Annotated in this window: 12 protein-coding genes; 5 read left to right on the forward strand and 7 right to left on the reverse strand. The window is 68.2% G+C overall.

Features of this window, described 5'->3' with window-relative positions; translation table 11 throughout:
* Positions 1-2: 2 nt before the first annotated feature.
* The 3 genes from MNO14_RS01400 to MNO14_RS01410 all read right to left on the reverse strand — a co-directional run bounded on the left by MNO14_RS01400 (position 3) and on the right by MNO14_RS01410 (position 4,794).
* Entirely contained in the window at positions 3-1,022 is a 1,020-nt protein-coding gene (locus MNO14_RS01400; RefSeq protein ID WP_241945035.1) for a cupin-like domain-containing protein, read from the reverse strand.
* Positions 1,006-1,713, reverse strand: a complete 708-nt coding sequence (locus MNO14_RS01405; RefSeq protein ID WP_241945036.1) for a SapC family protein — start codon at positions 1,711-1,713, stop codon at positions 1,006-1,008. Before MNO14_RS01405 ends, MNO14_RS01400 begins: the two co-directional genes overlap by 17 nt.
* 78 nt (positions 1,714-1,791) lie before the next feature.
* Positions 1,792-4,794: a TonB-dependent receptor gene (locus MNO14_RS01410; protein WP_241945037.1), complete on the reverse strand. Its 3,003-nt coding sequence runs from the start codon at positions 4,792-4,794 to the stop codon at positions 1,792-1,794.
* 221 nt (positions 4,795-5,015) lie between these two features.
* On the opposite strand from MNO14_RS01410, the gene MNO14_RS01415 reads away from it, so the two are divergent.
* On the forward strand, positions 5,016-5,924 hold the full coding sequence (locus tag MNO14_RS01415; RefSeq protein ID WP_241945038.1) for an NAD(P)/FAD-dependent oxidoreductase: 909 nt from the start codon (positions 5,016-5,018) through the stop codon (positions 5,922-5,924).
* A gap of 54 nt (positions 5,925-5,978) precedes the next feature.
* On the opposite strand, the gene MNO14_RS01420 is transcribed toward MNO14_RS01415, so the two are convergent.
* The 4 genes from MNO14_RS01420 to MNO14_RS01435 form a co-directional block, all read right to left on the reverse strand.
* A complete protein-coding gene (locus tag MNO14_RS01420) occupies positions 5,979-8,642 on the reverse strand; it encodes a TonB-dependent receptor (RefSeq protein WP_241945039.1) in 2,664 nt (887 codons plus the stop codon).
* A 197-nt stretch (positions 8,643-8,839) separates the two neighbouring features.
* On the reverse strand, positions 8,840-10,129 hold the full coding sequence (locus MNO14_RS01425) for an AGE family epimerase/isomerase (protein ID WP_241945040.1): 1,290 nt from the start codon (positions 10,127-10,129) through the stop codon (positions 8,840-8,842).
* A complete protein-coding gene (locus MNO14_RS01430; protein ID WP_241945041.1) occupies positions 10,126-11,109 on the reverse strand; it encodes a carbohydrate kinase in 984 nt (327 codons plus the stop codon). The genes MNO14_RS01425 and MNO14_RS01430 overlap by 4 nt, the downstream gene beginning before the upstream one ends.
* Positions 11,109-12,416, reverse strand: a complete 1,308-nt coding sequence (locus MNO14_RS01435; RefSeq protein WP_241945042.1) for a sugar MFS transporter — start codon at positions 12,414-12,416, stop codon at positions 11,109-11,111. The genes MNO14_RS01430 and MNO14_RS01435 overlap by 1 nt, the downstream gene beginning before the upstream one ends.
* 260 nt (positions 12,417-12,676) lie before the next feature.
* Between MNO14_RS01435 and MNO14_RS01440 the strand changes: the two genes are divergently transcribed.
* From MNO14_RS01440 to MNO14_RS01455, 4 genes are all read left to right on the forward strand, one after another.
* Entirely contained in the window at positions 12,677-15,025 is a 2,349-nt protein-coding gene (locus tag MNO14_RS01440) for a GH92 family glycosyl hydrolase (RefSeq protein WP_241945043.1), read from the forward strand.
* 382 nt (positions 15,026-15,407) lie between these two features.
* Positions 15,408-16,058, forward strand: coding sequence for a TIGR00645 family protein (locus MNO14_RS01445; protein ID WP_047138252.1), 651 nt, complete (start codon positions 15,408-15,410; stop codon positions 16,056-16,058).
* A 134-nt stretch (positions 16,059-16,192) separates the two neighbouring features.
* Positions 16,193-18,373, forward strand: coding sequence for a DNA helicase II (uvrD, locus tag MNO14_RS01450; protein WP_241945044.1), 2,181 nt, complete (start codon positions 16,193-16,195; stop codon positions 18,371-18,373).
* A 102-nt stretch (positions 18,374-18,475) separates the two neighbouring features.
* Entirely contained in the window at positions 18,476-18,922 is a 447-nt protein-coding gene (locus MNO14_RS01455; protein WP_241945045.1) for a universal stress protein, read from the forward strand.

Here is an 18,922-nt window from a genome sequence, read left to right on the forward strand (position 1 = left end):
CCTTAGCGGTTGAGGCGTTGCAGCAGGCGCGCGCGCAGCCTGCGCGCCCGCTCCGCATCCAAGGGGGCGAGCGCCCCGCGGGCGGCGTCGGGAATATGCGCGGCGGTGGCGTCGCCGGGGTCGAAGACGTAATGCGCGAACACCTCGCGCCAGATCGCCCGTTGCGCCGGCGGCAGGTCGCGCACGCTCAACAGCGCATGCATCAGCGCGTCCATCGGCGTGTCCATCCATCCCGGCGACTGGCGCCACCAATAGTTCACCAGCACGTTGAAGGGCTCCAGGCCCTCCATGTGGTGCCACCACATCGATGGGATCAGCACAGCATCGCCGGCCGCGAGCTCGGCCACCTGCGCATGGCGCATGGCCTCGGCGAAACGGGGGAAGCGCTGGAGGTCGGGCGCCGCGAAGTCGACAAGACTGATCGGCTGTCCGGCGGGGGTCAGGTCGAGCGGGCCGACATACAGGTTGGCGAGTTGGTCGGGCGGGAACAGGGTGACCCGGCGCCGGCCCGCGGCCACGCAGGCCAAGTTGTCCGGCAGGTCCTGGTGCGCGGCGATGCGTGTGCGGTTGCCGATCCAGATGCTCGCCAGCGGCGCGCGTTCGCCCAGCGTGATGGCGTTGTCGCCGCCGAATCCCGGCAGCCAGGTGTCGATCGTCGTCGAGGCGACATAGATCGCGGGTGGCGCGGGATCGTCGAGATAGTTCAGCAATGTGCGCAGCACCACCGGCAGCGGCACCTGCTCGCGCCGGAAGTTGAAGCCGTCGAGCGATGCGTTGTAGAAGAAGCGGCCTGCGATCTCCGGTGGCCCGACGGTGACGACCACGGGCGGTGCGTCCACGCGCGCGAGACCGGTCAGGTAGTCGGCAGCGGCCTGCGCACCTTCGCGCGCAGCGCGCACCAGCGGCCAGTCCGCGACCAAGCGGCGCAGCACGACCGGCGTCTCGCTGCGCAGGATCTCGTCCGGAAGCGCGTCCGGACGCAGATCGTGTCGCTCGGCGATGGGACTAGCGGCCCAGGGCATCGGCACGGTTCGTCCGATCGATGAGGTCGCGCAATCGTGACATCGAGGCCATCGCCATGTGGATGGCTTCCAGATGGCCGGCTGCGTGCAACGGACCGGCGACATCGGGTGCAAGACTGCGGACGCGGTCCTCGGCGATCGTCAGCAGGCCGTCGAGCGTCAACGAACGGCCGTTGTCGAGTCGGACTTGGAGCGTGAATGGTTCGAGCAGGTCATGGGTGGTCAGCGCGCTGACGAAGGCCGGTCCCGTTGCCAGCCCGTCGTGGAGTGCCTGCAGCACCGTCTGTACCTTCGCAAGCAACGGGCTCCAGCCGCCGTGCTCGAGAAACAGCGGCTGCCCGCCGTGCGTCCGTAACCGGGGGCTGTCGAGATCGATGTGGATCGTCGGACCCGCCTCACTGTGGCCGATCAGAAACGGTTGGCGTTCCATCGCCAGCGGAATGTAGGCCGCATCCCAGCGACCGTCGACCAGGAACAGGTTGCGCCCCCGCTCCAGGCCGAACAACGCCAGCGGCTGGATACGGTCCTGCGTGTCCTGGTGGAACACGATCGGGTAGTGCGCCTGGAGGTCGCGGAACTCGCCGGGGAACGTCTGGGCAAGCATCACGCCATCGCCGAGCGCCGTGCTGCGCGCGGTCTCCACGCCCAGCGTGCGGTGTTCGATGCTGTCGAGCGGGACGTGTCGGGGCATGTCCTGGGTCTGCGATGTCGGGCCGGCGGGCGATCGGTGCGGAACGCGGCTGGAAACCGCGTCCGCACCGGACGACCGTCAGAAACGATAGCGCAGACCGAACATGTAGCGCGGTCCGGTCTGGGTCGCGAACCGGAGCATGTTCGTGTGACGCGCATGCACACGATAGGTCTCGTCGGTCAGGTTGATCGCTTCGGCGTGCAGCGAGAGCTGGTCGTTGACCTGGTAGCTCACGTTGACGTCGAGCTGACCGTAGGCCTCGGTGTAGTTCGGGTTGGGACCCTGGCCGCCGATACCCGACAGGAACTCGTCACGCCAATTGTAGGCCGCACGGATTTGCCACTGGTTCTTGTCGTAGAACGCGACGACGTTGGCCGAATCGCTCAGGCCGACCATTGGGTACTGGGTGTCCAAGCTGGCGTTGTCGAACGTCAGCCCCGAATCGACGATCGTGTAGTTTGCCGACACACCGAAGCCGCTCTCGCCGAACATGTGCTGGACATTGAACTCCCAGCCGTCGAGCGAGTCCGAGCGCTGGTTGGCCGGTACGCTGATGTCGAAGCCAGCAATCGGGTCGCCCGGCTGACCGACGATGCTGCCGACCCGCTCACCATTCTCGTTGAGGCCTTTGTAGGTGACACCGGGGTCGCCAGCGTGATTGACGAAGATGTAGTTGCGGATGCAGACCAGGTCGGTGTTGGCGCAGCCATTGGCGACGGCATTGTTCCAGTACGTACCGCCAACAGGCGTATGGAGGTTGTAGGGCGTGTCGCGAACGATCGTGTCGCTGATGAAGTTCCGGATGTTCTTGCGGAACCAGCCAACCGACACGAAGCTCGCTTCGCCGTAGTACCACTCGAACGACAGATCGAAATTGGTCGACTTCAAGGGCTCGAGCGCAGGATTGCCGAGCGAACCGTCACCGCCGTCAACACGGACGATGTCCGCAAGCGTCAGGCCACCCTGGATCTGCTGCCACCCAGGGCGGCCCAGCGTCTGGCTGTAGCTACCGCGTAGCACCATGTTCTCGGCGACCTCCAGGCTCATGTCCAGGCTCGGCAGGAAATGATCGTAGCTGGCTTCCTGGGTCTGGAACTCGCGCTCGGCGTCGTAGAGGACATAGAGCTCGTTGGCGGAATCCCAGGAGATCGCGTTGCCGACGCGCACCAGCGAACTGGACGTAACGTCGGTTTCCTCGTAGCGGACGCCGGCGGCGACCTTGAACGGCATCGACCAGTCGAACGTCGTGCTCCACTGCACGTAGGCCGCCTTGGATTTCTCTTCGGTCAGCAGATCGTTGGTGAACTCGGTGGGTGCGCGATACCCGGCCTCGTCGCCGGTGATCTCTGCTGCGCGCTGCCGTAGGCGATCGAAGTCGAACACCATGAAGCGGCCGGTGAAGCGCGGATCGTTGTGGCCGCGGAAGGCGTCGAAGTAGCGCGCCATGTCGTCGGCGTAGAAGATGCTGTCGTCGTAATCGCCAGGACTGCCGACGCCGCCCCAGGTGTCGCGTTGGGTGACCGCGGCCGCAGACCGGTTGTTGACCTCGGTCAGCGACACGCCGAAGTCGAGGTTGGAGTAGTTCTGGAACTCGAAGCGGCCGCCCGCTTGGAACTGCTCGACCTCGGACTTGTTGTAGCTGTTCTGGAAGACCGAGCCGGTGACCACGACATCCGACGGGTTGATCTGCGACACGCCCGGCGGCAGGCCGATGGTCAGGATCGGGAACTCGCCGCTGTAGTCGACCAAGGTCGATGCGCGCTTGAGCGCGGCGGTGCCGAGCACGCCGGCCGAGCCATAGGGGCTGTCGGGGCGAGATTCGGCGGTGGAGTTGTGATAGTCGAAGCGCAGCTTCAGCGCATCGGTGGCGTCCCATTCGACGTTGAAGCCGGTGGATTCGAGGGTATTACGCGTCCCCAGTTCCATGCCGCCCATCGCGATGTCCGCGTAGCGCGGGGTGCCGCCGTCGAATGAGACATTGTCCTCGCCGTAGTAAATCGGTGCGGCGATCGGGCCATCGGTCCATGCACTGTCGCCGGGACCGTAGTTGAACCACACCGACAGTTCGTTGCGTTGCTGCTGCACCTTGTTCTCGGCGTAGGTGTAGTCGAGCGTGGTGCGCAGGTTGTCGAGCGGCTGCCACTGGAACGTGGCCTGGCCGTTGGTGCGCTGGCGCTGCACGCCGTTGACGCTGTAACCGGTGTTCTGCGGCCGGGCGTAGATCGTGTCCGGACCAGGCCGGTTGGTGATGCGGTCGTAGCCGGGCTCGCCCGGCAGCGGTAGGCGGTTCCAGGCGGCGGTGTCGTCGCCGCGCATCGTCGCCCAGCCGTCGGCCACCGAGGCCTGGCTGTAGCCCGAGTCGCGTTCCTGGTAGCTGCCGCTCAACGCGATGCCGAAGCGGCCGTCGGCGGAAGTGTTGCTGAAGATGCCAGACAGCTCGCCGGTGAACTTGCTGCCCGGATAGGTGTCGGGCAGGTTGTCGACCGAGGTGTCATGCACGGCCTTGAGGCCGATGTTGGCATGGGCGCCCGGATTGTCGAGCGGGCGTGCGGTCTTGATGTTGATCGTCGCGCCGATGCCGCCGGTCGGGGTCGAGGCACGGCTGCTCTTGAACACTTCGATCTCCGACACCGCCTCGGACGCGAGGTTGGCGAAGTCGAAGGCGCGCGAGCTGGACGTGCCGCCGCCGCCCGGGCCGAGGTTGGAGGCCGGCATCTGGCGGCCGTTGAGCAGCACCAGGTTGAAGTCCGGACCGACGCCGCGGACGGTGACTTTCGAGCCCTCACCGCTGGCGGTGCGGTCGATCGACACGCCCGAGATGCGCTGCAGCGACTCGGCCAGGTTGGTGTCGGGGAACTTGCCGATGTCCTCGGCGACGATGCCGTCGACGATGCCCTGCGAGTCGCGCTTGAGGTTCATCGACGAGGTCAGGCTGCCGCGGATACCGGTCACGACGACAGCGTCGAGTTCGGTTGCATCGGACGGCGGGTCGGCGACCTGGGCAAGCGTCGGCGAGGCGAGGGCGAGCAATAGGGCGGACGTCAGCAGCCGCTGCTTCGGCGCGGCATGGAATGGCTTCATGGATCTTCCCCTCCCAAGGGATCTCACGAAAGTCGATCGAATTGTGGGCAGCGCACCGCGCGTGGAACACGCCGTGGGCCAGGGCGCATTAGGAAGGGAGACTGACAGCGTTGTCAACGGGGGCCGCGCGCCCTGCATGGGGACCGCCCGCAGCGGCGGTGGCGCTCACCGGCGGTGCACGCCACCCTCGTCAGTCTCGACCGCCCATCCGGAGCGTGCAGATGATCCAAGACATCGATGTCGCGGTGGTGGGCGGCGGGCCGGCGGGCTTGACTGCGGCGACCTATCTGCGGCGTTTCCTGCGCAGTGTGGTCGTCATCGATGGCGGCCGCAGCCGGGCGCGCTACATTCCCGAGAGCCACAACTGCCCCGGCTTTCCACAAGGCGTGTCCGGCACCGGGCTGTTGCGTCGCATGCGCGAACAGGCCCAGGCGTTCGCGGTCGAGATCACCACCGGTTGTGTGGACACGATCGTCCGCGAGGGCGAGGCCTTCGTCGTCGCCGCGGCCGGAAGGCGCTGGCGTGCGCGCAAGGTGATCCTGGCGACCGGCCTGGCCGACCGATTGCCCGAGGTGCCTTGGGCGGAAGCCGCGATCGCCTGCGGCGCGTTGCGCCTGTGCGCGATCTGCGATGCCTACGAGGCCAGCGACCAGGCGATCGCGGTCTACGGCCCCGGGGCTGCGATCGGCGGCCATGCCGCGTTCCTGCGCAGCTATTCGGCACGCATCGCACTGCTGCCCACCGACGCGGACCTGGCGCACGCGGCCGTTGCCCAGGCGCAGGCGCTCGGCGCGACTTTGTTGCCGCCCGGCGGAACGCTCGAATTCGATGGCGAGCACTGCCACTACTGCACGCCCGATGGGGGTGTGCACCGTTTCGACACTGTCTATCCGTACCTGGGCTACGAGGGCGGGCCGTCGTTGCCGACCGGGCTGCGCCTGGACAGCGACGACAGTGGCGCGCTGGAGGTTGATGCGCATCAGCAGACTCGGGTGCCCGGGCTCTATGCGGTCGGCGATGTGGTCAGCGGTCTCAACCAGATCTCGGTCGCGGTCGGCCACGCGGCGATCGCGGCCACGCATGCACACAACACGCTGCCGTTCGTGCCGCGCGCGCCCGCGCCCGGGTAGCCCGAGCGCGGGAACGCGTATTTCCGATGTGGCCGGCGAGGCCGCCTGCCCGGGTTAGAACTGATAGCGCACGCGCAGGCCGTAGGCGCGCGCATCGTTGAGGAAGCGGATGTTGAGCCGCGAGCCCACGATCGCCTTCTGCGACACGTCGTTGTCGAGCAGGTTGCTGCCGTAGAGCTCGTAGCGCCAGCGCCCGTCGAGTGAGGTGAGGCCAATGCCAGCGTTGAGCGTGACTTCGCCGCGCTGGCGATCGGGGAATCCGGCCTCGGCCGCGGTTTCCTGCCGCACGAAGTCACCGGCCTGACCCACGTACACCACGTCGCGGTTGTTGTACTGAGTCAGGTAGTAAGCCGAGCGGTAGGACGCCAGCAACTGCCAGTCGAGCGAGCCGAAAGACAGTTCAGCCATCTGCTGCAGGCGAATGTTGCCGGTGAAGCGCGAGGCGAGCGGCAGCTCGTTGCCGGTCAGATCGATCAGCGACGTCACACCGCCGGCGCCGTAGTTCTGGCTTCGGGCGTCGCCGACGGTGCCTTCCTTGATCTCGCTGTCGAGCGCCAGCGCGTTGATGTGCAGCATGAACCCTGCGCCGAAGCGCGTCACGCTTTCGGCCTCGATGCCGTAGATCGCCGAGCGGCCGATGTTGCGGTTGACCAGCGAGTAGCCGGCCGGTTCGCCATCGTTGTTGAGCGAGATCACCGTCAGGTCCTGGAACACCTGGTCGGTGTAGTCGTAGTAGAACGCGCTGACGTTGAAGTTGCCCGGGCGCCCGAACCAGCGGTGGCTCATCTTGCTGCCGATCTCGTAGGCCTTGATCGACTCGGGGCTGAAAGTCTCCGGGATTACGTTGACGTCGAAGGTGTCGTTGAAACCGCCGGACTTGTGGCCGGTGGACACCGTGGCGTACAGCATGTGGTCGTCGGTCAGGTCGAACTCCACGCCGGCGCGCCAGTCGTTGAACTGGAAGCGGCTTTCGCCGAACTGCTGCGAGGGGATCGAGTTGACCTGCACCCAGGACTGGTACGGGCAGTCGATGGTGTCGCCGCCGATATCGGGACGATCGACGCAACCGAAGTCGCCGCCGTTCGCCACGCCGCCGATCTGTTCGGCGATGGTGTCGCGCTGGCCGTGCTGCAGGATGCCCTGCAGCAGGAAGCGCGCCATGTCCGCCTGGGACGTCAGCCCGGTCACGTCGAAATTCGGTCGCTTCATAAAGGCGGGGGCGAAGCCCTCGGTGCCCAGCCGCGTGGCGAAGTCGCCGCCCACGCCCGGCAGACCCAGCGCCCAGTTGCCGCCGATGCCATAACGCGACTTGGCCTCGCGGGTGCGGCGCACGCCGGCCTTCAGGCGGGTGCGGTCGTTGACTTCGAACGTGCCATCGGCGAACAGCGCGGTCGAGCGCCCGTTGACGCGCGGCATCGTGAACTCGGTGCCCGAGAACCAGGTGCCCTTGTCGGTCAGCGACAGGTAGCCGACCTGCTGGTTCTCGTTGAAGTGGAACGCGCCGCCGGTCCACTGGAAGCGGCCGTCGCCCGACGAAGACAGGCGCAGCTCATGGGTCGTCGACTGCGACAGCGTCTCCCAGTACTGGGTCGAGAAATTGTCGTAGTCGACGCCACCCGGATTGTCCGGTCCGCGCGGGCTGACGTCGCGGCCCGGCCACAGGATGCCTTCACTGGCGGCGTTGGTCTGGCGGTAGTCGACGTCGCGATAGCTGGTGTTGTACTCGGCAACGATCGGGCCGAAGTCGTAGCTCACATTGGCCATCGCGCCCCAGTTGGTGCTGTCGAGCGTGCCCTGCGGGCCGCGATAGACCACGTTGCGCAGGTCGAGATCGTCGGGCGAGAGGCCGGGGCTGTTGGGGCAGGTGTCGGGGTCGGCGCTGCCGCAGGCCGCGGTCCAGATGTTGGCGCCCGGATAGCCGGTGCCGCCTTCCTTGCCCATGTCGGCCATCGCGAAGACGCTGAGCTTGTCGTCGGGCTGGTAGAGGAACGACACGCGGCCGCCCTTCTCGTTCTGAATGCCGGCCGGGTCGAGGCGCGGGTCGCCGGCGTTGCGGAACGAGCTGTCCTTCTCGACCTTGTAGCCGGCAAAGCGCAACGCCGCCCAGCCGCCGAGCGGCAGATTGAGCGCGAACTCGCCGGCCTGATGGTCGCGGTTGCCGGCCTCGAGTTGCACGTAGCCGCCGAACGCCTCGAGATCCGGGCGCTTGGTGACGATGTTGAGCGAGCCGGCGAGCGCGTTGCGCCCACGCAGCGTGCCCTGCGGGCCCTTGTTGATCTCGACGCGTTCGATGTCGTAGAACATCCCGCCCAGGCCGCGCGGACGCGCGATGTAGGCGCCGTTGATGTGCGGCGCCGCGCCCGGATCGCCCAGCTCGGTGTTGTTGGCCGAGCCCACGCCGCGGATGAAGATCTCCAGGTTGCCTTCCTGGTTGGCCATGCTCAGGCCCGGCACCACCGCTTGGATGTTGCGCAGCTCGTTGTTGATGCCCAGGGCGCGGGCGTCGTCGCCGGAGATCGCCTGCGCGGTACCTGCGTACTTCTGCAGGTCTTGTTCGCGGCGTTCGACGGTGACGATCACCGAGTCGAGCGTCTTCGCCTCGTCCCGGTCGGTGGTCGTCGTCGCGGCGGTGGACTGGGCGGCGGCCGGCAGGGCGCCGAAGGCCAGCACGGTGGCGATGGCGCAGCACAGCGCGCGCCGCGGATGCGGTGTGTACATAGGGTCCCCTCCCAAGGGCATGTCGGCGCGTCGGGTATCGGGATGCGCTCGAGGGGCGCATTTAGCGTGGCTTTGACAGCGCTGTCAAATTGGCGCTGGCCGGGCGAGAGGCGGCTGCGTCGCGCTTGCGAAAACAGGCGGCCACGCGGCCGCACTGGTGTGCACTGCAGCATGCGTTCGCGCAGCGACGCGGCGTGCTAGCGCCGGCGCGTGTGCCCGCGCATCACCGCCAACACGTCGTGACAGGCGCCCATCGTGTGGTAATCGGTCTTGCCGGCCGGGCTCTTGAGGTCGTCGACCTTGTGGTTGCGACGGTCCAGGATGCGGTACCAGGCACCGTGCGCGTGATCGACGAAATGCGTCCAGGCGTAGGTCCACAGACGCAGGTAGTCGTCGCGGTAGCGCGCGTCGCCGGTGGCCTCGAACAGCCGCCAGGCTGCGGCGATCGCTTCGGCCTGGACCCAGAAGTACTTGTCGTCGTCGCACCAGAACATCGGGGCGGTCGCCAGGTCCGGCGGCGGTGCGCCGGGGGCGGGCGAGGCCTCGCGCAGCGCCTGCGGCGCGAAGCCGTAGACGATGCCGCCGTGCGCGGCATCCCAGCCATGGGCCAGGGCGGTGTCGTAGAGATGGCGCGCGGTCGGCAGCAGCCAGTCGGGCGCATCGGGGCCCAGGTGCGCGCGCAGCGACAGCAGCAGCTTGGCCCACTCGACCTGGTGGCCCGGCTGGAAGCCCCAGGGACGGAACAGGTGCTTGGGGTCGTCGCGGTGATAGTCCCAGTCGACCGACCAGTCCGCGTGCCAATGCTCCCAAACCAGACCACCCGACAACGCGGCCTGGCGCCGGGTCATGTGGTCGGCCAGCATCAAAGCGCGCGCCAGGTAGCGGCCGTCGCCCCCGGCCTCGTGCGCGGCGATCAGCGCCTCGCACAGATGCATGTTGGCGTTCTGGCCGCGATAGGGCGTGTACCGCCACTGTGCGTCGGCCTCGTCGCGGTACAGCCCGTACGCCGGGTCCCAGGCGTGCTGCTCGAGCAGGTCCCAGGTCTCGTCCATCTCGGCTGCGGTGTCGAGCCCGGCCTTGCGTGCGCTCGCCTGCGCCAGCAGCACGAAGGCCAGCCCATAGCTGTGATGGGTGCGGTCTTCGGGCGCGCCGTCGCGCAGGGTCCAGGCATAGCCACCGCTCGCCGGATCGCGATGGGCCTCGCGCAGGAAGCGCAGGCCGTGCAGGGTTGCGGCGCGGTCGCGGTCGGCATCGGGTCCGTCCGTGAACTCGACGGCGGCCATCGCGAAGTCGTAGACGAAGCGGGTGCTGCTGACCAGGTGCCGGTGGCTGCGGTCGTAGACCGTGCCGTCGTCGCGGAAGTAATGGAAGAAGCCACCGGCCGGGTCGAGCGCGCGCGGACGGTAGAACGCCATCGTATCGGCGATGTGCGCACGCAGCGTCTGGGGCGAGGTGAAGTCGGGAACAGGCGTTGCAGGCAACATCATTGCGCAGTCTCGAGCAGGCGGTCGACGGCGTCGCGCGCGGGCATCGCGTCGAAGGCGCCGTGGCGGGTGGTGGCCAGCGCGCCGGCAGCCGCGGCGTGCGCCAGCAGATCGGCGCGCAGCGCGGGGGTGTCGAAGGCGGTGCCCAGGGCGCGGGCATCGACCGCGCGGTCGGCCAGTCGCCACAGCAGTCCGGCGACGAAGGCATCGCCGGCAGCGGTCGTGTCGACCGTGCAGACCGTGAACGTCGGTGCCGTGCCGGCGCTCGTGCGCGTCCACCAGCGGATCGGTGCGGCGCCGTCGGTGACGACGAGCACGTGGGCCGTCTCCAAAATGCGCGCAACGGCTGCGGCCGGGTCGCCGTCGCCGGCAAGGAATGTCAGTTCCTCCGCACTGAGCTTGACCAGATCGGCCTGTGCGAGCGCGCGCCACAGCGTGGGCGTCGGATCGGTTCCGGCCGGCCACAGCGCCGGACGCAGATTGAGATCGAAGCTCACCAGCGCGCCCTCGCGGGCGGCGCGTGCCATGCCGTGCAAGGTGGCCTGGGCGATGGCCGGCTCGGTCAGGCTGTTGGAGCAGGCGTGCAGCGCGGCCACGTCGGTGAAGGCGGCCTCGGCGAAATCGTGTTCGGTGAACAACAGGTCCGCCGCCGGCGGGCGGTAGAAGCTGAAGCTGCGCTCGCCGTCGTCGGCGAGCGAGACGAAGGCCAGCGCCGTCGGCGCGGCGTCCGTGCGTCGCACCTGCGACGTGTCGACACCGTGCCGCCGCAGCGCCGCGTCCAGGGTGTCGCCGAACATGTCCTGCGCCAGCATGCCGACGAAGCGCGCGGTACCGCCGAGCGCGGCGATGCCGACCGCGACGTTCGCCGGCGCGCCGCCGGGCTGCTCGACGAACCGCCGCGCCTGGCCGGTGGTCGCCGGCTCGGCACGGAAATCGATCAACGCCTCGCCGAAGCAGGCGATGGTGCGTCGCGTCTGAGCCATCAGTGCATCGCGCTCGGACGCGGCGTCGGCGTACCGGCGGGCGCGAGCGCATCGCCCCGCACCCGCGAACCGCGCAGCCCGTACCAGATGATGTAGACGTAGCAGACCAGCGGGATGACGAACGACAGCTGGATGCCGACGCGGTCGGCTAGTGCGCCCTGCGCCAGCGGAATCAACGCGCCGCCGACGATCGCCATCACCAGCAGGCTCGACGCCTTGCTGGTCAGCGTGCCCAGGCGCTCGATCGCGGTGGTGAAGATGGTCGGGAACATGATCGAGTTGAACAGCCCGACCGCCAGCGCGCTCCACATCGCGATGCTGCCGCTGCTGGTCATCGTCACCGTCAGCAGCACGCACACCATGACCGCGGCGAATGCGAGCAGCCGGCGGGCGTCGATCTTGGTCATCAGCGCCGCACCGATGAAACGGCCGACCATCGCGCCGCCCCAGTAGAACGCCAGGAAGCGTGAGGCCGCCGCTTCGCTCAGCCCGCCGATTGCGGGCTCGGCCATGTAGTTGATCAGGAAGCTGCCGATCGCGACCTCCGCGCCGACGTACATGAAGATGCCGAGCACGCCCCAGCGCAGGTGCGGGTGGGCCAGCGCTTCACGGAACGTATGCGGGTCACGGGTCGATGCGCCTTCGGCACGCAGAGAGGGAATCCGCATCGTCACCACGAACACCGCCAGCAACAGCAGGCCGCCGGCCAGCATCAGATAGGGCAGCTCGACCGAGCGCGCCTCCGAGGCGCGGTAGGCGATCTGGTCGGCCATCGGCATTGCCGCGATCTGGTCCGCCCCGAGCACTGTGCCGGCCAGGATCAGCGGCCCGATGAAGTACGGGAACGCGGTCGTGCCGAACGAGTTCAGCGCCTGGGCGAAGGTGAGCCGGCTGTGCGAGGACTCGGGCGGGCCCAGGAGCGCGATGTAGGGGTTGGCGGAGACCTGCAGCAGCGTGATGCCCGAGGCCAGCACGAACAACGCAGTCAGGAACAGGCCGTAGGACGGCAGGCGGGCGGCCGGGAAGAACAGCGCCGCGCCGGCCGCGGCCACCATCAGGCCGACGACGATGCTGGCCTTGTAGCCGATGCGCGAGACCACCGTACCGGCGGGAATCGACATCAGGAAGTACGCGCCGAAGAACGTGAACTGGATCAGCAGCGTCTGCACGTAGTTCATCGAGAACACGGCTTTGAGATGCGGAATCAGCACGTCGTTGAGGCTGGTCAGGCCGCCCCAGGTCAGAAAGATCAGGCTCACCACCGCGATTGCGGCGGAATTGGACATCGTGGAACGGGATGTGCTCATGCGTCGGCTCCGGTGGCCTGCGTCGGGACGTTGGAAAAGGAACGGCGGGTGCGCACGCGCACTCTCGTGCGGGCGATGGGGGAGGCGGTGGTTTCGGACGGCATCGCACGCCGCAAGCCCGACAGAATCGTCCCTTGAACCGATTGAAGGTCGGACATGGTGACGCTGACGAAGTCAGGCGGCATCTTGCAATGCAGCATGCGGAAAACGGCCCCAGGTGCTAGGGTCGGCCGAATTGAATCGATACAAATGAGGGCGCGATGGCCAGGCTGGGGGCAGCGATGACGGTGGCGATGGGCGCGTTGTTGGGGGCGGGGGTGGCGCTGGCCGATCCGGGCACGGTGGGCGACAAGGCCTACGGCTCGGTCGATCCGTTCATCGGCACCGGCGGCGAGGGCCATACCTATCCCGGCGCGACGGTGCCCTTCGGCATGGTCCAGCTCAGCCCCGACACGCGCATCCAGCCGCGCGAGAAGGGGTACGACTGGGCCGCGGGCTACCGCTACGACGACACCAGCATCGTCGGCTTCTCGCACACGCATTTCTCCGGCACCGGCCACTCCGACCTCGGCGACGTGCTGCTGATGCCCACGACCGGGCCCGAACGGCTCGAACGCGGCGACCCCGATCGTCCCGGCAGCGGCTATACCTCGCGCTTCCGCCACGACGACGAGGTGGCACACCCCGGCTACTACGCGGTCACGCTCGACGATTACCGCGTGCGCGCCGAACTGACCGCCAGCGCCCGCGCCGGCGTGCATCGCTACACCTTCCCGGCGGGCGAGGACGCGCGCGTGCTGCTGGACCTGCGCACGTCGATGTACGAGTACCCCGGCAAGATCCTGTGGTCGCGGCTGCGGCGCATGCCCGACGGCACGATCACCGGCTTTCGCGAGACCCGGGGCTGGGCGCCGGGCCGGCAGCTGTACTTCGCGATGCGCTTCTCGCGGCCGCTGCAGGGCCATGCCTTCCACAACACCGAGACCGACATCCTCTACAAGGGCTTCGCGCCGCCGGCCGATCGCAGCCCGGGCGAACGCGCGCAGATCGAGGGCCGGCAACTGGTCGGGACCTTCGACTTCGGCAAGCTCGACGCGCCGTTGGTGGTCAAGGTCGCGATCTCGTCGGTCGACGAGGCCGGCGCGATCGCCAATCTCGAGGCCGAGGTGCCGGACTTCGACTTCGACCGCGTGCACGCCGAGGCCAGGGCGCAGTGGACGCAGGCACTGTCGGTGCTCGACATCGATGCGCCCGAGCACGACCGCCGCAGCGCCTACACTGCGCTCTACCACACGCTGCTGGGCCCGACCCTGTTCATGGACGTCGACGGGCGCTATCGCGGCCCTGACCAGGCGGTCCATACCGCCGAAGGCTTCGCCCACTACTCGACGTTCTCGCTGTGGGACACCTACCGTGCGCTGCATCCGCTGCTGACGATCGTGCAGCCCGAGAAGCGCAACGCCGATTTCATCGACTCGCTGCTCGCGCACCGTCGCCACAGCCCGTACGGAATCCTGCCGGTGTGGTCGTTCCACGGCCAGGAGACCTGGACGATGATCGGCTACCACGCGGTGCCGGTGATCGCCGACGCATATCTGAAGGGCATCCGCGGCTTCGATGCCGACGCCGCGCTCGAGGCGATGACCGCCAGCGCGTCCTACGGCCCCTACGACGGACTGCGCCAGTACATGGAACTGGGCTGGGTGCCGATCGACGAGGAGGGTGAAGCTGCCTCGAAGACCCTGGAGTACGCCTATGGCGACTGGACGATCGCGCGCATGGCCCAGGCGATGGGGCGCGAGGACGTCGCCCGTGACTTCACGCGCCGCGCCGGGAACTGGCGCAACGCTTTCGACCCTGCGACCGGTTTCATGCGCGCGCGCAACCGCGACGGCAGCTTCCGTGTCCCGTTCGACCCGACCGCCAGCGGCTACGGCACCGACTACACCGAAGGCAACGCCTGGCAGTACTCCTGGTACGTGCCGCACGACGTCGCCGGTCTGGCGGCCGCCCACGGTGGGGCCGACGCGCTGCTGGACAAGCTGGACGCGGTGTTCGAGGCGGATGTCGACCCGGCGATCTTCGAGCACATGGAGGACATCACCGGGTTGATCGGCTGGTACGCGCACGGTAACGAGCCCAGCCACCATGTGGCCTATCTCTATGCATATGCCGGTCAGCCCTGGCGCACCCAGGCGCGCCTGGGGACGATCATGGCGAGCCAGTACGCCGACCGACCCGATGGCCTGGCGGGCAACGACGACCTGGGCCAGATGTCGGCCTGGTACCTGTTCACCGCGCTGGGTTTCTACCCGGTCGCGCCGGGCAGCGGCGAATACGTGATCGGCCGGCCGTTCCTGCCGCGCGCCGCGCTCGACCTGCCCAACGGCAAGCGCTTCACCATCGTCGCCGACGGCCTGGCGGAGGGCCACGGTTACATCGGCGCGGCGACGCTCAACGGCCAGCCGCTGCGACGCGCATTCCTGCGTCACGACGAGATCCTGGCCGGCGGCGAGCTGCGCTTCACCATGCAGGCCACGCCCAATCGTGATTGGCCGGGCGCGGACGCCGAGGCGCCGTACTCGATGAGCACCGCGCCGGCACGCTGAGCCGGCCCCGGTCTTCCCGTGCGGCCGCGCCGTGCACGCGCGGCCGCACGCTGTCGCGGCGCGTCGGCGACGGCCGTCTCGCTCGGCATCCTCGATCCTCCCAGATCCGGAACACGCGGCGTCTGATGGCGCCGCCCGGTCCTTGTACGAGGGCATGACAACGCTGTCAACGTGCGTCAGCGGTCGATGCGTCGCCGGAATCGCTGCGCGGGCGTGCCCAAATGGGGGCTGTGCGCCGGGGCGGATGGGCCTGAGACTGCGCGACCAGGCGGGAGCGACGTCTCGGCACGCAGCTGACGCGCGCCCATCGGTCTGCGCGGCCGACGATTGGCAAAGTCACGGGCCCTCGCTACGCTCCGCGCACCCCCCGCAGGCTCCCCCCATGTCGACCCCGCTGTCCGCGCCGCCGCGCCTCAACCCGCTGTCCTACGTCATCTTCGGCTCGCGCTGGCTGCAGCTGCCGCTGTACCTGGGTCTGATCGTTGCCCAGTGCGTCTACGTCTTCCTGTTCGTCAAAGAGCTCTGGCACCTGGTCCACGGCGCCAACACGCTGACCGAGCAGGGGATCATGCTGCTGGTGCTGGGCCTGATCGACGTGGTGATGATCTCCAACCTGCTGGTGATGGTGATCGTCGGCGGCTACGAGACCTTCGTCTCGCGCCTGGGCCTGCAGGGCCATCCCGACCAGCCCGAGTGGCTGAGCCACGTCAACGCCAGTGTGCTCAAGGTCAAGCTGGCGATGGCGATCATCGGCATCTCGTCGATCCATCTGCTCAAGACCTTCATCGCTGCCGGCGAAGTCGGCCTGCCGGTGTGCGGCACCGCCGACGCGATCGCCGCGGCCGCCGCCCACGCCCAGGCGATCGCCGGCGGGCTGTCGCTCGCCGCACCCGCCTGCACCAAGGTCACCACTGCCGGCGTCATGTGGCAGACGATCATCCATGGCGGCTTCATCCTCTCGGCGATCGGCATCGCCTACACCGACAAGCTGATGACCGGCAGCAGCGCCCGCCGCGAACACGCCGCCCACTGACCCAAAAACCGGGGTCAGAGTCGATTTCGCGATCGGGCTGACTCCGGCTTCGAGCCCTTGAAGAACGACCTCGTTCCGGCCGCGACGATAAATCGACTCTGACCCCGGTTTTGGGAGGGGCGTAGAATGCGGGGATGGATGTCTCGCACCTGCTCGATGGGCTGAACGCAGCCCAGCGCCAAGCTGTCTCGGCGCCCGATTCGCACTATCTCGTTCTGGCCGGCGCCGGCAGCGGCAAGACCCGCGTGCTGACGCACCGGATCGCCTGGCTCAACGAGGTCGTCGGGGTGCCGGCGTACGGCGTGTTTGCTGTGACCTTCACCAACAAGGCCGCGGCCGAGATGCGGCATCGCGTCGACGCGCAGCTGCGCAACGGCGCGCGTGGCATGTGGATCGGCACGTTCCATGGTCTTGCGCATCGTCTGCTGCGCCTGCATTGGCAGGACGCGAAGCTGCCCGAGGGCTTCCAGATTCTCGACAGCGACGACCAGCTGCGGCTGGTCAAGCGCGTGGTCCAGCAACTCGAGTTCGACGACGCGCGCTTTCCGCCGCGGCAGATCGCCTGGTGGATCAACGCGCAGAAGGACGAGGGCAAGCGGCCGCAGCACATCCAGGATGGTGGCGACGAATGGTCGGGCGTGATGCTCAAGGCCTATGCGCTGTACCAGGAGCGCTGCGACCGCGCCGGCCTGGTCGACTTCGCCGAGATTTTGCTGCGCGCGCACGAATTGCTGCGCGATACACCGGCGTTGCTCGCGCACTATCGCCAGCGCTTCGGCCATCTGCTGGTCGATGAGTTCCAGGACACCAACGCGATCCAGTACGCGTTCGTGCGCGTGCTGGCCGGCGACACCGGCAAGGTGTTCATCGTCGGCGACGACGACCAGGCGATCTACGGCTGGCGTGGTGCGAAGGTCGAGAACGTGCAGCGATTCCTGCGCGACTACCCGGGTGCGCAGACGATCCGGCTCGAGCAGAACTACCGCTCCAGCGCCAACATCCTGGGCGCCGCCAACGCGGTCATCGCGCACAACCCCGACCGGCTCGGCAAGCAGCTGTGGACCGACAGTGGCGAGGGCGATCCGATCGATCTGTACGCGGCCTACAACGAGATCGACGAGGCGCGCTACGTGGTCGAGCGCGCGTTGCAGTGGGTGCGCGACGGCGGCAGCCACGGCGACATCGCCGTGCTCTACCGCAGCAATGCGCAGTCGCGGGCGATGGAAGAGCAACTGGTCGCCGAGCAAGTGCCCTATCGCGTCTATGGCGGCGTGCGCTTTTTCGAGCGCGCCGAAATCAAGGACACGCTGGCCTACCTGCGGCTGATCGCCAACCGCGACGACGATGCCGCGTTCGAGCGTGCGGTCAACACGCCGCCGCGCGGCATCGGCGAGCGCACGCTCGACGAGGTGCGCCGGCAGGCGCGCGAACATGCGATCCCGTTGTGGGAATCGGCGCTGCGCTGCGCCCAGGGCGGCGGTCTGGCGGGCCGCGCGCGTAACGCGCTGGCCGGCTTCGCTCAACTGATCGATGCACTGGCCGGCGAGGTCGCTGAGCTGTCGCTCAAAGACAAGATCGATCATGTGCTCGCACGCTCCAACTTGCGTGTGCACTACGCCAACGAGTCGAAGGGCAGCGCCGATTCGCGGGTCGAGAACTTAGACGAACTGGTCTCGGTGGCCTCGCGTTTCGTACGCGGCGACGACGAAGAGAGCGCCCAGCTCACCGAACTCGTTGCGTTCCTGGCCTATGCCGCGCTCGAAGCCGGCGAAGGCCAGGCGCAGGCCGGCGAGGACGGCGTGCAGCTGATGACACTCCACAGCGCCAAGGGCCTGGAGTTTCCGCTGGTATTCCTGGTGGGTCTAGAGGAAGGCTTGTTCCCGAGCGCCCGTACCGCCGAGGAGAGCGGCCGGCTGGAGGAAGAACGCCGGCTTGCGTACGTGGGCATCACCCGCGCCCGGCAGAAGCTGGTGCTGACCTACGCCGAGGCGCGCCGCCTGCACGGCCAGGACATGTTCGGCGTGCCGTCGCGCTTCCTGCGCGAGATCCCGGCGGCGCTACTGCACGAGGTGCGGCCGAAGGTGCAGGCCACGCGTGCGACGTTCCCACAGCGGCAGCGTCCCGACTACGGCCATGCCAGTCTGGCGCCGTCGGTCGGCGTGCGGCTGGGCCAGAGCGTGACGCATGCGAAGTTCGGCGCCGGCACCGTGACCGACATCGAAGGCGACGGCGCGCATGCACGCGTGCAGGTCAACTTCGACGAAGTCGGCAGCAAGTGGCTGGTGATGGCTTACGCGAATCTGCAGCCGGCGTAGCGCACGGCGTCAGGCGGGTGGGATGCGACGTTCGGCCGCGCCAGCCCGGTCGGGCGACGGGGGTATATTCGAGGCGACCCTCGTCATCCCCGGGAGCAGGCCATGTATCGCAATATCCTTGTCGCCACCGATGGATCCGAACTCGCCGCGCGCGGTGTTGAGCACGCGGCCACGCTCGCCGCAGGGCTCGGGGCGTCGCTGACCATCGTCACGGTGTCGGAGCCCTGGAACACCGCCCTGACCGATCCCAGCGGATTGGTCGGTTTCGACGAATTCCTCAAGGACTACCGCGTCGCCGCTCAGGCCCATGCCGACGAGGTGCTCGCCGCCGCGAAGCAGGCCGCATCGCGGCATGGCGTCGAGGCCACGACGCTGTTCGTCGCCGAGCAGCCGCCGGCCGATGCCATCCTCGAGACCGCGCAGGCGCGCGGCATCGACGTGGTGGTGATGGCCTCCCACGGGCGGCGGGGGCTGGGCCGGCTGTTGCTCGGCAGCCAGACCCAGGCGGTCGTGGCGCGCAGCGAGCTGCCGGTGCTGATCGTGCGATGA

The organism is Luteimonas sp. S4-F44 (genome assembly GCF_022637415.1).
Taxonomy (GTDB): domain Bacteria; phylum Pseudomonadota; class Gammaproteobacteria; order Xanthomonadales; family Xanthomonadaceae; genus Luteimonas.

Bases quoted from the DNA above. Each gene is read 5' to 3' on its own strand.
- MNO14_RS01410 (WP_241945037.1), bottom strand. From the start codon at position 4,794: ATGAAGCCATTCCATGCCGCGCCGAAGCAGCGGCTGCTGACGTCCGCC.
- MNO14_RS01415 (WP_241945038.1), top strand. From the start codon at position 5,016: ATGATCCAAGACATCGATGTCGCGGTGGTGGGCGGCGGGCCGGCGGGC.
- MNO14_RS01405 (WP_241945036.1), bottom strand. From the start codon at position 1,713: ATGCCCCGACACGTCCCGCTCGACAGCATCGAACACCGCACGCTGGGC.
- MNO14_RS01420 (WP_241945039.1), bottom strand. From the start codon at position 8,642: ATGTACACACCGCATCCGCGGCGCGCGCTGTGCTGCGCCATCGCCACC.
- uvrD (WP_241945044.1), top strand. From the start codon at position 16,193: ATGGATGTCTCGCACCTGCTCGATGGGCTGAACGCAGCCCAGCGCCAA.
- MNO14_RS01425 (WP_241945040.1), bottom strand. From the start codon at position 10,129: ATGATGTTGCCTGCAACGCCTGTTCCCGACTTCACCTCGCCCCAGACG.
- MNO14_RS01440 (WP_241945043.1), top strand. From the start codon at position 12,677: ATGGCCAGGCTGGGGGCAGCGATGACGGTGGCGATGGGCGCGTTGTTG.
- MNO14_RS01400 (WP_241945035.1), bottom strand. From the start codon at position 1,022: ATGCCCTGGGCCGCTAGTCCCATCGCCGAGCGACACGATCTGCGTCCG.
- MNO14_RS01455 (WP_241945045.1), top strand. From the start codon at position 18,476: ATGTATCGCAATATCCTTGTCGCCACCGATGGATCCGAACTCGCCGCG.
- MNO14_RS01430 (WP_241945041.1), bottom strand. From the start codon at position 11,109: ATGGCTCAGACGCGACGCACCATCGCCTGCTTCGGCGAGGCGTTGATC.
- MNO14_RS01445 (WP_047138252.1), top strand. From the start codon at position 15,408: ATGTCGACCCCGCTGTCCGCGCCGCCGCGCCTCAACCCGCTGTCCTAC.
- MNO14_RS01435 (WP_241945042.1), bottom strand. From the start codon at position 12,416: ATGAGCACATCCCGTTCCACGATGTCCAATTCCGCCGCAATCGCGGTG.